Origin of the sequence: Paenibacillus amylolyticus (genome assembly GCF_036894225.1) — a bacterium.
In the GTDB taxonomy this organism is placed as follows: Bacteria; Bacillota; Bacilli; order Paenibacillales; family Paenibacillaceae; genus Paenibacillus; species Paenibacillus amylolyticus.
This window is the reverse complement of record NZ_CP145892.1, coordinates 6,352,856-6,367,236: the sequence shown is the minus strand read 5'-3', so window position 1 is coordinate 6,367,236 and position 14,381 is coordinate 6,352,856. Positions and strand designations below refer to the sequence as shown.

Sequence of the window (14,381 nt, the reverse complement as noted above, 5' to 3'; positions counted from 1 at the left end):
CTGTTTACGGCTGGTATGGAAAGGATGCATGTAGACATGCAGCGAAAAATCAATCTTCTCCTGGTCCTGTTCAGCCTGATTGGCGGGGCAGTGGGCTTTGCGGCAGGAGAAATCATGCTGCGTCAATGGCTTGGGGAGATGCCACGTCTGTTGCTGATGGGATTATACTTTGGCGTACTGGCGCTGAGCGTTGGATTGTTCTGTTTGATCGCAGAGATGATCTCACCCAAGCTGAATGGCGCTTCATGGAAGCTCCGGTATCTGGGACTGTCGTGGAAATTGCTTGTTCCGGCAACACTCGCTCTGTTGTTTGTTGTTGGACTCGCCCTGCAATTGTTGTATCAGATTAATCCGGGCGGTGTGAAGCAAGTCAAGGACATCGTACTGATGATCGATAACTCGGGCAGCATGAGCGAGACAGATCCGGATAACGGACGCTTTGAAGCAGCCAAGACACTGATCAGCCAAATGGAGAGTGACAAACAGGTAGCTGTCATTACGTTTGATGACCAACCGCAGTTGTTACAGCCGTTTATTGCGCTGGATAGTGAAGCGGCCAAGAATGAGGTTTATAGCAAAATCGATGGAATTGTCACAACTTCGGGCGGCACCAATTTTGATGCCGTGCTGCGGGAAGGCATGGAACAGATTCAGGGCAAACAGGACCCGAAACGCGGTACCGTCGTCATCTTGTTATCTGATGGCTTCAGTGAAGCGGATACGGCAGATATTTTGTCCCAATATAACAACGAACAGATCTCTATTAATACAGTCGGCCTAAGCCTGGTGGACCCATCAGGTACGGATCTGCTGCGTAATATTGCTCAGCAAACGGGCGGCATGTACTATGATGTACCAGATTCCGGTGGTCTGAATCTGGCATTCCAGCAGATCTACGATACGATTGATGAACGGACGCTGGTAACGGAGCGTACAGGCATGATGGAGCACAGCGTTTATCTGGCGATTTTCCGTGTAGCAGCAGTGTTACTGATTGGCGTGGCGCTGGGTGTGTCACTCGGACTCGTGTTTGATAACCGTCATCTCGCGCTCAGCTTTGGTATAGGCGGTGCGGTGTCGGGTCTACTGGCAGGGCTTCTGCTGGAGTGGGGACTCGACGGTTCGAACGTGGGGGATACATTCGTGCGTCTTGGTGCGATGCTCATTTTGTCTGGCGTATTGACCCTCTTCTCCTGGATTGTTCCGATTAAGGAGAACACGCCGCGGAAGAGCAGGGGTCGTCGTGAAGCTGGCGGCGGAACTTCTTCTGCCGAAGGGTTTGGTCAGAGACCAAGAGATACACGCAGCAAAGGATTCTAACGTCGGGAGGTCAATGGAAATGCGGTTTACGGATGCAGACCCTTCGACACCCTTGATTCGAAAACTGACACTTGCGGTGGACGAAGGGCGTTGTACACTTCGCTGGCTCTGGCCGGAACGGGTAGAAGCTGTGTATGTGGAACGGCTGGAGCTGGATATGATGAGCGATGATCGTACCGGGGAAGAGCCTGCACAGGGCAAGCTGAAGCTGTACACGAGAGAGGAATATAAGGCGAGCAATGGTTACACGGATCGGATTACAGGTTTTGGTGCCATCAAGTACACCGTGTATGTGTGTCAGATGCAGGAAGATGGGCCTGTGCTGATCCGTCAACGAGATGAGGACAACATGGTGATTGCAAGCGCAGGGAAGGCGGATATCCGCCTTTCCATTCGCTACAAGAGCGGTTTTTTTCAGAAACGAAAAAGTGTATTGATCACCGTCACAGCGGAAGTACCTGTTCCAAAGGAAGCCCTCTGTTATGTTCGCAAACAGGGCGGGGTTCCGCTGAATAAGGAAGATGGTACGGTGTACCCTTTTGTGAGTGATTTTGCTCCCGGAAGAAATGAGATGCCGCCCGTTGAAGTTGCCAAGGATGATTATGTGCGATTATTCTTCACGGACGGACCGAAATATGGAGCCGCCTATCGGCTTATATCAGACTAGATAGTTGGACTAGCGATTGGAAGGTTACTCTGTCATCGTAGTGCAAGTGTAAATCACCTTAGTCTGACTGATCAGGGGAGGGGAGTGGCTATGAGCTTTTTTAGTCGGTTTTTGAAGAGACAACAGCCGGAGGAACGTCCGCTGTTTTATGATATTGTGTGCCCTTATTGTTTCAGTAAGTTTTCACCGGAAGAGGTAGTGTTCCGCGCCGCCCATCACCGCGATGATGACGAGGACTACACACTCGGGGAAGATGCAAAGTTGAATCGGTATCGTGAAAGATTCGGACTCGACACGGTATTTGATATGGAGGCCGTATTGGCTCCGCATGATGTACCGGAGGAACATCGGATTTATTCCGATAACATCGTGATGGGTCTGAACGATCGGTATGGTGTCGTTACGCGTCGCCGGCTGTGTCCGCAATGTCATAACGAGATACCTGTTACGGCGGGTAAAGCACCGAGCAATATCATATCCATCATTGGTGCATCCCAGGTGGGGAAATCCGTCTACATGACTTCCTTAATTCATACATTGCAGCATTATACGGCCGATCATTTTGACGCGGCTTGCATGCCATTGAATGCGGAGATCAGCCGCCGGTTCCGCGCGGATTATGAAGAACCGTTGTTCGAACGGGGCGACCTGCTGGATTCCACGCAGAAGGAAAAGTTGCAGGAGCCGTTTATCTTCCAGTTTGTGTTCAAGGACGAAGATAAAGCGCCGCTGACACTGGTGTTCTTTGACGTTGCGGGTGAAGGTATGGTGGAGCAGGATTATCTCGGACTTCACGGGCAGCACATCAAGAACTCGGCAGGCATTCTGTTTATGGTGGACCCGCTTCAGATTCGTTCGATTCGGGACAAAATCCGCATTAACCTTGGCAACGAGCCGGGAGAGTGGACACCACGATACGATGAGCCACGCGATGTGGTACTGACGATGTTTGGAGATTTTATTGCGTATCAGGACAAAGCCAAAACGAATATTCCAACGGCCGTTGTGCTCACGAAAAGCGACATGCTGCATTCCCTCAAGGATGAAGAGGGCGACTATATCAAATCCAACAGTAATGTCTTCCGCAACATGGTACACCGCGATTGGTTCGACTTAACCGAGTTCGAGAATATCGACGGGGAGATCCGACGTTTTATCGAGAAGGTGGATCGCCCATTCAAGGGCACGATGGATGTGTACTTCAAGGATACAGCCTATTTCGCAGTCTCTGCGCTGGGTAGCAATCCGGTGGATATGAAATTGCAGGGTGTGGTTAGCCCGATACGCGTGGATGAACCTTTCCTGTGGCTCCTGTACAAGCTGAAGTACATTGAGGGGAGAGTGGGATGATGCGTTCTTCCGTAACCCCGCCCATTGAACAACAGCTGTATACCCGGGAGCGGCGCGGGGTGTTTCGCACAACAGAGGGGTTTGATACGGTTGCGGCATCGCCGGGACTGGACCCTTCTTTTATTAAAAAAGTGCTTCACCCCTACTGTGTCTATGATGCTCCAGCGGAGCTAACAGGCCGTAGCGAGAAGGACGAGACGAAGTTTCCGGCTGCCATTCACCTGCTTCATCTGGAGAGTGGGGAGACAATCCTTGGGCAAAATGTGTACCAGTCTGCGGATTTCACCGGGCTGCGCAGTGCCTTTTTTGCACATAATTACGTCTTGTCTCCCGAACGCTCGGAAGAGCAGATGAAACAAGGCGGCTGGCTGGATGCCGTGTTCGCCACGTCCTATGACATCGAACAAGGTACAGTTCTGCCAGCACTTGCTGAATTGCCTATATCACCTAGGAGCGGACAGGGTAGGGCGACCGATGCTGGCGTAGGATCACCCACCCAAGTGCTGAGCACCTTGAAGATGAACGAAGTGCTGTTCAAGCGCCTGCTCTATGCGGTAATGCAGTCTGTAGCGACACGCAGAAAAGTATACATTGCTCTGGACCTTCCTGCAGAGGAAGTGACCGCAGGGGCCAAAGGATTGTTACGTTTGCTGTACACGGCTTTACCATACGCATTCCGGCGGCAGCTGGGATTCATGACGTTTGCCAAGGAGCCACAGGCCAAGAAGGGCATCCACGTCCAGTTTGTTGAGCGAGGGACGTTACGTCCGAAAGACCGGAATACGGAGAAGGATTTCACCTTTGATCTCGTATCAGGCAGAGTGACACATGCGGATGCATCTGTGGCGAAGTTACCTTATGCAGAATTCGCTTGGGCCTTATTGCAGGAACCTGCGGCGGCGGATGCGTTCTATACGTTTGCGGATGAAATGATGTCCGGCATGGAACCTGGGCGGGAACTTTCCATTGAAGCCTATGGCGAACTTGCGGTGTTCTATGGTCTTGAACAAGGCATGGAAGACCTCTATCTGGATAACAAAAGTCATGTCCTGAGTGGCTTGCTGACCTATTTGAAGCCGGATGGTGGATTACAGCAACGTTCCCGTCTGAACGAGCTGTTCCTGACCTTGCTCAGCAGGGAACTGGACAGCGTGAAGCGTGAGAACGTACCCGAAGAAGACGTTGCAGCTCGCATTGGAGAATATTTCAGTGTTGCTGCGCCCGTAGTGCAATCCCGGATTGTGGACTATTTCATCTACGGTGTGAATAATGCCCGCGCCCAGAAGCGTATGCGTGCTGTGCAGGAATTGTATGCTGTGCTGGATCGGGATCCGCAGTTGAATCGGGCTTTCTTTGATAAAGTGCTGGCCAATGAATCGCTCACTAAGCTGTTGTTCGAGCCTTATCTGGACAATCAGCTGAAACGCACGGAATCGGCAGCGAACGTTGTGGAAGTGATCCGAAGATGGGTTACGTCCCATCCATCTGCGATCCACTACAGCTTCTTGCAGGAGCGGACAGCCAATGAGCTGCGTGAACGGTTATGTTCTGCGCCTAATCCGGTACAGTCTGCGAATGAAGCCCTCCAGCGTGTTAACATACTGGATCGGGTATCCGCTGATGTCACCTATGATACAGGCATTACGGCACGAATTGGTCAATCTGAAGCTACAGCCCGTCCTAATCGCAAAGGGGGATCTCCGTCTGCCAGTCAAGATCCGGCATATCAGGAGGAGTTAACCCGCCTTGCAGACAAGCTTGCTTATGTCATTAACCTGTTTATGATTCAGGATCTGGATCTGGAACGGGTTAACCGTGAACAGCTATTAAGCATTGATATTTTACAGCATGGCAATGAGGTTCGGGATTGGGCGGCACGTCAGGGCTCTGATGTATCTGCTCGAACGAACATTATGCTGGCTGCGAGAGTGTGGCTTAGTGGCGAGGGGAATGAAGAAGAGGCCTTGGAGGCACTTTCCCTGGCAGAACGCAATGAACTTCAACGCTGGACGCGTCGCTGGCTTGCCGGAGAGCTGCAGGCTCATCCGGGGATTGCGGCATATGAAGCTTTGCCGATGGCTTTTTATCGGGGAGGAAGCGGCAGCAATCGGTTGGATTATCCTGGCCTGATTGAATTCATCCGCACCAATGCAAGTCGTGCTGAAGGGCTGTATCCATTCTTCGAATGGTCAGGAGATCATCGGATGTTTGTCCGGGGTTCCAATGCGCATAAAGGATATGCGGATGCCATCGTGGCGTATTTCAAAGCCCATGACCGTGAAGCTTTCAAGTCGAAGTCAGCTTTCAAACCGTATTACGTGAGAGCCAGCAAGACAATGAAGCCGGTCTATGACCGTGCGAAGACGGAATTGTCCTCTCCACTGGTGCGGATGCTAACGGGTAAAAGGAAAAATCTGTTCGGATTAATCCTCTTGATCCTGGTTCTGGGTATTGCTGGCGGTACATATGCATGGATGAAAGATTCTGTAGAGCCGCCAGCGGCATCCCCTCCATCTACCCAGGAGCCTGTCATACCGGCTGAACCGGAGGTGCAGCTCGCGGAGCAGATTGCTTATATGATTCCTGCGAGTGAACAGGAGGGTACGCAATCACCTGCTCAACTGGTGATCCGTTTCAGGAATGATACGGGAAGCACTGAGTTTGAGCAAGGCCCGCTGCAATTGACGATGAAAGATGGCAGCACGCAGGAGTTGGATGCTACAGGTAAGTGGGAGAGTTTTAATCGGAATGAGGAGCCTGATACCCAAGTTCCTTCCGATGGTGGCTCAGGAAGTACTTCCGAAGGAAGCACGGATGGTTCTTCAGCGGGAAACATAGAGCAGACGGAGGATGGCGATCAGCAGGCCGATCCTTCAACATCGGGTGATTCCACTTCAGATCCTGCTACTGATACAACAACGGATGCAGAGACGAATGCATCGTCTAATGCTGCGAGTGGAGACACGGATCAAGGTACGGATGCCGATCAAGCTACTGGTTCTACATCGCCTGATACATCTGTATCCAATGAACAGGATGCGAACACTCCTGCACAGATGTCTATTGGAGAGGTAGATCGTCTCTATCCGTATGGATTGCAGATCGATCTTCCAGCGAATATGGATGCCGAGAGTATTGCCAGTGTGAAGAGTACGCAGGACAATATGACGGTGATCCAATTGATGCCGCAGCCGAAGCTGTAAGTTATTTTATATGAACATGTTGCATAGATTCATTAAGTGTCTTTTGATCCAATAATGAAAATGCTGACTTCATACCTTATTAAACGAGCGTATGTGAGATGACCTTGAACTTTAGATTTCAAGGTCATCTTTTTTTTGTTTGATATGGCGGATACAGCCATTGCATGAAAAAAACTCACACATTCACAATTCGGACACAAAATTTGCGATTCAAGAGTTTGAAAAACAGTCAGAAGTGATAAAGTGCGCGGAATGAATGAGAAAAGGTCTCATGTGTACTTGGGAAAAGAGCGGGATTTCTGCTACAGAAAGTCCAAATAAAGCACGAAAAGAGAAGAAAATTTGGTTTTTTATGTTGACAAATGATAATGATTATCAGTATCTTTAGTGTAGAAGATATTTGCGTCGGAAATCACAGAATTACAATTTCGTTTTTGTTGTCATAGCCGGATTACATAACCGGGATAAATGAGAGAGGGATGATCGCATGTTTCGTCTGGAGACGACCAAGCTGGATATCGCTTATGAGGAAAGACTAATTGTAGAGGATCTGAATATTCAGATTCCCCAAGGAAAAATTACAGCACTTGTTGGAGCCAATGGTTCAGGGAAGTCAACCATCCTGAAAACGATGGCACGTATTATGGCTCCAAAAGCAGGTAATGTATTGCTCGACGGGAAGTCCATCCATAAACAGTCCACGCGTGAAGTTGCCAAGCAACTTGCGATTTTGCCACAGAATCCAACAGCCCCTGAAGGTCTTACCGTTACTGAATTGGTATCGTATGGTCGCTTTCCTTATCAAAAAGGATTTGGCTCCATGCGTGCGGAAGACAAACGTATGATTGAATGGGCTATTGAAGTGACAGCCATGACTGAATTCCATGATCGTCCGATTGATCAACTGTCCGGTGGACAGCGTCAACGTGCCTGGATTGCCATGGCACTTGCCCAAGAAACAGATATCCTTTTCCTGGACGAGCCGACTACATTCCTGGATATGGCTCACCAGCTCGAAGTATTGCAATTACTGGAGCAACTGAATGCCACAGCCAACCGTACCATTGTTATGGTTGTGCATGACTTGAATCATGCTTCCCGCTACGCACATCACATGATTGGTATCAAAAAAGGTAAAGCCATCGCTCATGGTTCACCTGTGGAAGTTATGAACTCAGATGTACTTCGTGAAGTATTCAACATTGAAGCAGATATCGTGATTGATCCGCGTTCCGGTGTACCGCTCTGCTTGCCTTACGCTCTTGCAGGCGAACGCCAGCAATCGAAGACGCCAGAGCAGCTGGTCATGAACAGCGCGATGGTTCATGCTGGAGGACGGGCAGAACCACGTGTTCAAGCGACAGGAAGTTAACGAAATGGGCCATATGTGGTCCTTACATTATAGAATGAAGCCGCTGTGCGCTATCGCACGCGGCTCTTTTGCATTCATGGGGGATTTGCAATGCATGGGAGCAAAGGGGACGAGTAGACCCGGGATTTGGTAATCACATTGGATCAGGTTTATAATAATAGGACAGGCTGTGGGTTCATTGGTTATGCCAACGTGCTCGCAACAGCCCAAACCAACATATGTCATGGGAGGAATCAGTCATGTCCGTATATTCATATCAGGCGGTAACCACCGCGAACCAAGAAGTCTCACTGGATCTGTATCAAGGTAAGGTATTGGTCATTGCCAATACAGCCAGCAAGTGTGGGCTGACCCCGCAATACGGTGAATTGCAAAAGCTTTATGATCGTTATCGCGATCAAGGCTTGGTTGTACTGGGTTTCCCTTGTAACCAGTTTGGAGGGCAGGAGCCAGGTACAAGTGAGGAAGCGGAATCATTTTGCCAGATTAACTATGGTGTGAATTTCCCGGTGTTTGCCAAGGTAGATGTGAATGGTGAGGACACTCATCCCCTGTTCCAATACCTGAAGGAGCAACAACCTGGCGTAGGTGAAACAAGCGACATTCAATGGAACTTCACCAAGTTTCTTGTTAACCGTGAAGGTGAAGTGGTAGGTCGTGTTGAACCGAAAGAATCTCCGGAGACAATGATTGCAGATATCGAGAAGTTGCTCGGTTAATACATGAACGTTTGAGAAGCCTGTCCTTGCATAAGCAAGGACAGGCTTCTTTGATTATTTTATATACGCGGATTTATTCTCTTCACAGGTAGGAGTCGGATCCATGAAATCAACCCTGTAATGAAAATTGAAGCCATTTATTTTTTGTAAAAGTTAAACAAGAATACAGGAGACACCTCTAACTTTATACGTCCACACGGCGTTCATACAGGGATCGCGGAAGCCATTACATAGCATAAACCTGATCAAATCCGGGGACAATGAAACCAATACAATGAAGGGAAGAAAGGCTTAAATACAGGGGAATGACCTCTTTCGACAAACTTTTTTTGCTCAACCTATTGCAATGTGAAAAATATCACATTATAATAAGTGTATAAAGTGAAATAAATCACATATACAGTTTCGAACAAGAAGTGAAATGTTTCACAACCATAATAACCTTATATTCAAACTCATTTATATATTTCGAGGAGGAACTTTTAATGAAAATCGCAGTAATCGGATGTACACACGCAGGAACCGCAGCCATCGTAAATACCGCCAAATTGTACCCGGATGCTACCATCACCGTGTATGAGCGCAATGACAATATCTCCTTCCTATCTTGTGGTATTGCGCTCTACGTAGGTGGGGTTGTGAAAGACCCTGACGGTTTGTTCTATTCTTCGCCTAATCAATTGGCTGAGCTTGGTGTTGAGACCAAGATGCTTCATGAAGTTACAGCAGTTGATGCCAAGGGTCATACCCTTCAGGCTAAAAACCTGCAAACCGGGGAAGAATTTGAAGATACGTTTGACAAACTGATCGTGACCACGGGTTCATGGCCTGTTGTTCCGAAGCTTGAAGGCATCGAGATGGACAACATTTTACTTTGCAAAAACTACAATCACTCCAACACAATTATTGAAAAAGCCAAAGATGCCAAACGTGTTACGGTTGTAGGTGCAGGATATATCGGCGTAGAGCTGGTGGAAGCTTTCCAAATGAACGGCAAGGAAGTTACCCTGATCGACAGTGTGGACCGGATTTTGAACAAATACTTGGACCCTGAATTCACGGATGCGATCGAAGATACGTTGACTGGACGCGGCATCAAGCTGGCTCTTGGTCAAACGGTACAGAAGTTTACTGGTGAAAATGGCAAAGTGACTAAGGTGATCACGTCCAAAGGAGAGTTTGAAACCGATCTGGTTATTCTGTGCATTGGTTTCCGTCCAAATACAGAGCTGCTCAAAGGCCAAGTGGATATGCTGCCAAACGGCGCAATCATCGTAGATAAATATATGCAAACGAGTCAAAAAGACGTCTTCGCTGCGGGTGACAGCTGTGCTATTCATTACAACCCAACAGGCAAAGCAGCGTACATTCCATTGGCAACCAACGCCGTACGGATGGGTACACTCGTAGCCCGCAACCTGGTTCGTCCTACGACACCGTATATGGGTACACAAGGAACATCGGGTATTAAAATTTATGAGCAAAATATCGCGGGTACAGGGATGACGGAAATGTCTGCGGCTGACGAAGGTCTGATTGTTGAATCTGTCGTACTGGAAGACAGCTACCGTCCGGAGTTCATGCCAACGGCTGAGAAACTGTTGCTCAAAGTAGTATATGAGCAGGCTACTCGTCGGATCGTTGGAGCACAGGTGATGTCTCAGGTTGATCTGACCCAATCGATTAATACGATCTCGGTCTGCATCCAAAATAACATGACCGTAGATGAGCTGGCCTTCATCGACTTCTTCTTCCAGCCACATTACAACAAACCATGGAACTTCCTGAACACGGCTGGTCTGCAAGCACTGCCTCCAATAGAAGTAAAAGCACCAGCAATGGTGTAAGGAAGCAGAATAGATGGTTGAACAGCGATCTTGATAAACGCCATACAAAGATAAGTCATGCTTGTCCGTAAATAAGAGCTGTGCGATAACTGCCAAGATTACGAAACAAGGCGGACGATTATAAAGGAAAGAGAAGACTGACGAGTATATCGTCAGTCTTCTTTTTTTGTTGTTTTAGCTACAAAAGGCCTTACTACACTCTTGCTGTCATAACTATTCCAAGACACTCTTAAAGTATCTTTTTAAGTAACATTGTGATAATTTGCACAAAGTTATGTTTAGGACCGAGATACAATTAGGATGTGGTATTCAACGCATAACTAATGAATTTCAGATGGTTTTATCCAATGATGAACAATGAAGGAGAGGATGAATGATATGGCAGCAAAAACACCTCTTGAGGTTGCACAATATACGGCGCAGACAGGCATGAAAAAGGCGCTATATCCGGCGTCTTCTGTACTGGTGCTTAGTTTTCTGGCAGGGGCTTTTATTGCGCTGGGTTTTCTATTGGATATTCGGGTAATTGCTTCTGCGCCAGCAGAGTGGGGGAGTCTGGTCAATCTGATTGGAGCAGCAGTGTTCCCGGTTGGATTAATCTTGGTACTCATAGGTGGTGGCGAGCTGCTGACGGGTAACATGATGGCAGTTCCACTTGCTACGATTGCACGAAAATTATCTGTGGGTAGTATGTTGAAAAATCTAACCTTAGTGACGATTGGTAATTTTGTTGGAGCTTTGTTTGTCGCGTACGCGTTTGGACATGTGCTGGGTCTGACCGGAGAGGGTGTATATCTGGCAAAAGTGGTGGATATGGCTGGGCATAAGCTGCATGACGGCTTCCTGCAAGCTTTCATCTCTGGCATCGGCTGTAACTGGCTGGTCGCGCTGGCCGTGTGGTTATCTTATGCATCCGATACGATGAGTGGCAAAGTACTGGGCATTTGGTTTCCAACGATGGCATTTGTGGCGATTGGATTCCAGCACGTTGTGGCCAATATGTTCCTCATCCCGGCGGCAATCTTTGAAGGACATTATTCGTGGGGTCAATATGTGATGAATTTCATTCCGGTATGGCTCGGGAATCTGACTGGTGGTGCTCTGTTTGTAGCTGCAGCCTATTGGGTGGTGTACCTGCGCCAAGCTGAGCCAAAAGTGAAGCCGGAGATAGCAACGTCGATCGAAGCTGTGGAGACGGAGGCTAGAGTGATGTTGAGCAAACAAGCATAGTGGGCACAGCGAGGTATGGATACACGTGTATTAGAAGTGAAGACGATTCTGATCTTGCTCGGTTCATGGCGAATATGCTGTGATGGAGCAGGGCGGGATCGTTTTTTTGTATGAGGTCCTTGTTGGAGTTTAACGCAAAATAAATTCGCCATGACAAGGTTCGGGGGAACGAAACCTGTTCATGGCGAATTTCGGGAGTGGTCCATGATATGGCATGAGGAGGAAGTGGGGAAACACTAGCCTAATGCCTTATTTTTAATTTACCCCTGAATTCTGAAGTTGAATCAAACTCAAAAACATTTTTTTGAAAATAATTTAAAGCCGCCATAGCGGCGAATATGAAGCAAAAACATACTGTTCTCTTTGCGCGATAACCTCGAAGAAGATATGATATAGGGATAGCTTTTAAAGAGGGGAGCCTTACGATGATCGATCAGGAGAATGGTGTATTTGCGGCGGTGTGCCCGCTCGACTGTCCGGACACTTGTGGTCTGTTATTACATAAAGAGAACGGCAAAATTGTGAAGGTGGCAGGCAATCCGGATCATCCGATCACCAAGGGTGCCATCTGTAATAAAGTCAGAAATATGACTGAGCGGGTGTATCACCCCGAGCGTCTACAATATCCGATGAAACGTGTAGGAGCCAAAGGTGAAGGCCAGTTTGAACGAATCAGTTGGGATGAAGCGATTCGCGAGATTACGACCAAATTCACTGCATTGTCCGAAACCTACGGCTCGGAGAGTATCCTGCCCTACAGCTTTTACGGTAACATGGGCATTCTCGGCGTAGACGGTATGGATCGGCGTTTCTTCAATGCGCTTGGTGCGAGTGTACTGGAGCAGACGATCTGTAACTCCGCTGGAAATACCGGCTGGAAATATACGATGGGTGCCAATCGGGGAACGGTGCCGGAAGATACGGAGCATGCGGATCTCATCCTGGTGTGGGGTGGCAATATCGTCAGTACCAATATGCACCAGGTCGTTTTGGCGGAGAAAGCCCGCAAAAAAGGCGCCAAGATCGTCGTCATCGACGTTCATCGCAATCGTACCGCACAGTGGGGCGACTGGTTTATTCCGCTGTATCCGGGCACGGACAGTGCACTGGCGCTAGGATTGATGCATGTGTTGTTCGAACGGGGACTAACGGATGAAGCGTTTATGCAAAAGTATACGATAGGTCATGAGGCACTACGTGATCATGTCCGCAGTTACACCCCTGAACGTGTGGCACGCATTACGGGCGTGCCGGAGGAAACGATTGTGGAGCTGGCCGAACTATACGGCAACGCACAGGCAGCCCATATTCACATCGGCAATGGCCTTCAGCACCATGATAATGGGGGGATGAACGTGCGTAGCGTTGCATGTCTGCCTGCCATTACAGGGCAGTGGCTGAAGCAAGGCGGCGGTGCCGTTCGCACTAACAGCTACGCGAGCACAAATAGCGACGCGCTCGAACGTCCGGAGCTACGGCAGAATCCGGAGCCGCGAGTGGTGAACATGAACCGGATTGGTGAAGCGTTGCTGGAAGCAGAGCAGCCAATCCGAGCGATGATGGTCTACTGCAGCAATCCACTGGTGGTGGCACCGGATACCGAGCGGGTGGAGCGAGGTTTTGCACGGGAGGATCTGTTCACGGTTGTGCATGATCTGTTCATGACGGATACGGCGAAATATGCAGATATCGTATTGCCAGCCACATCTTCATTTGAAGCGACGGACCTGTACACCTCTTATTGGCATCAGTACGTTCATCTGCAAGAGCCGGTGATTGCACCGATTGGGGAGAGCAAGAGCAATGTGGAACTGTTCTCACTGCTTGGGCAGGCTATGGGGTACGATCCTGCAATCTTCGGAGAAACGCCGGAACAGATGATTGAGGACGCACTTCAGGGCACAGGCAACCCCTACATGAATGGGGTCACGTTGGAAGGACTGAAGGAACATCGATTCGTGAAGCTGGATATGACGCCATATGCTGCATATCTGGATCAGCTGCCCACGCCTTCAGGCAAAATTGAATTATATTCGGAGACGATGGAACAGAAAGGGCTTCCGCCGCTCCCTACCTATAGTGCTTTGGTTGAAGGATACGATGGGGAGAATCCGGCTGGACCTGCCGATACGTATCCATTGATGTTCCTGTCGCCGCCAAACCATAATTTCCTGAACTCCACCTTTGGTAATTCAGCCAAACATCAGCGTTTGGAAAAGATGCCTCTATTGCAGATACACCCCGAGGACGCCATCCGTAGAAACCTGGAAGATGGAGATGCAGTGGTCGTATGGAATGATCGTGGGCGCATTGAACTTACCGCCAAGGTGAGTGAAGCCATGCTGCCGGGAACAGTGATTAGCCAAGGCTTATGGTGGGATGGTGACGGGAAGAAGCAACGGGCGAATTCACTGACGTCCAATCGGTTGTCGGACATGGGTAACGGTGCTACCTTCTTCTCGGCCACTGTTGAAGTGAAGCGGCAATGAGAGTGCTTGCAGCGCGATTTTTTTGAGGTAATATGAACAACTCCAATGGCCTTTGCACTGACTGTTATGCTGTCAGAGTAAAGGCCTATTTTTATAAGAAGCTGTACTTTAAATGTGTTAAAAATAGTATACGATAGGGCGATAGGTTCTTTGTCAGGTGTATTAATTTATTAGTGCCTAAAGT

9 protein-coding genes are annotated in these 14,381 nt (G+C 48.8%); all 9 read left to right on the top strand.

The window, feature by feature from the left end:
- Window positions 1-36: 36 nt before the first annotated feature.
- On the top strand, window positions 37-1,320 hold the full coding sequence (locus V6668_RS28030) for a vWA domain-containing protein (protein WP_282320032.1): 1,284 nt from the start codon (window positions 37-39) through the stop codon (window positions 1,318-1,320).
- 19 nt (window positions 1,321-1,339) lie between these two features.
- Window positions 1,340-1,987 carry a beta-mannanase gene (locus V6668_RS28025; RefSeq protein WP_338707218.1) on the top strand — a complete coding sequence of 216 codons (648 nt, stop codon included), beginning with the start codon at window positions 1,340-1,342 and terminating at the stop codon, window positions 1,985-1,987.
- 90 nt (window positions 1,988-2,077) lie between these two features.
- Window positions 2,078-3,337, top strand: a complete 1,260-nt coding sequence (locus V6668_RS28020) for a TRAFAC clade GTPase domain-containing protein (protein WP_338707217.1) — start codon at window positions 2,078-2,080, stop codon at window positions 3,335-3,337.
- Window positions 3,334-6,540 carry a hypothetical protein gene (locus V6668_RS28015; RefSeq protein ID WP_338707216.1) on the top strand — a complete coding sequence of 1,069 codons (3,207 nt, stop codon included), beginning with the start codon at window positions 3,334-3,336 and terminating at the stop codon, window positions 6,538-6,540. The genes V6668_RS28020 and V6668_RS28015 overlap by 4 nt, the downstream gene beginning before the upstream one ends.
- A gap of 487 nt (window positions 6,541-7,027) precedes the next feature.
- Complete coding sequence (locus V6668_RS28010; protein WP_036612750.1) at window positions 7,028-7,912, top strand: ABC transporter ATP-binding protein; 885 nt, start codon at window positions 7,028-7,030, stop codon at window positions 7,910-7,912.
- 239 nt (window positions 7,913-8,151) lie between these two features.
- Window positions 8,152-8,631 (top strand): glutathione peroxidase, encoded by a 480-nt coding sequence (locus V6668_RS28005; RefSeq protein WP_047840764.1) that lies wholly within the window; start codon window positions 8,152-8,154, stop codon window positions 8,629-8,631.
- A gap of 485 nt (window positions 8,632-9,116) precedes the next feature.
- Window positions 9,117-10,478: an FAD-dependent oxidoreductase gene (locus V6668_RS28000; RefSeq protein ID WP_036667816.1), complete on the top strand. Its 1,362-nt coding sequence runs from the start codon at window positions 9,117-9,119 to the stop codon at window positions 10,476-10,478.
- A 378-nt stretch (window positions 10,479-10,856) separates the two neighbouring features.
- On the top strand, window positions 10,857-11,708 hold the full coding sequence (locus V6668_RS27995; protein ID WP_338707215.1) for a formate/nitrite transporter family protein: 852 nt from the start codon (window positions 10,857-10,859) through the stop codon (window positions 11,706-11,708).
- A gap of 425 nt (window positions 11,709-12,133) precedes the next feature.
- Window positions 12,134-14,197 (top strand): molybdopterin oxidoreductase family protein, encoded by a 2,064-nt coding sequence (locus V6668_RS27990; RefSeq protein WP_338707214.1) that lies wholly within the window; start codon window positions 12,134-12,136, stop codon window positions 14,195-14,197.
- Window positions 14,198-14,381: the final 184 nt, after the last annotated feature.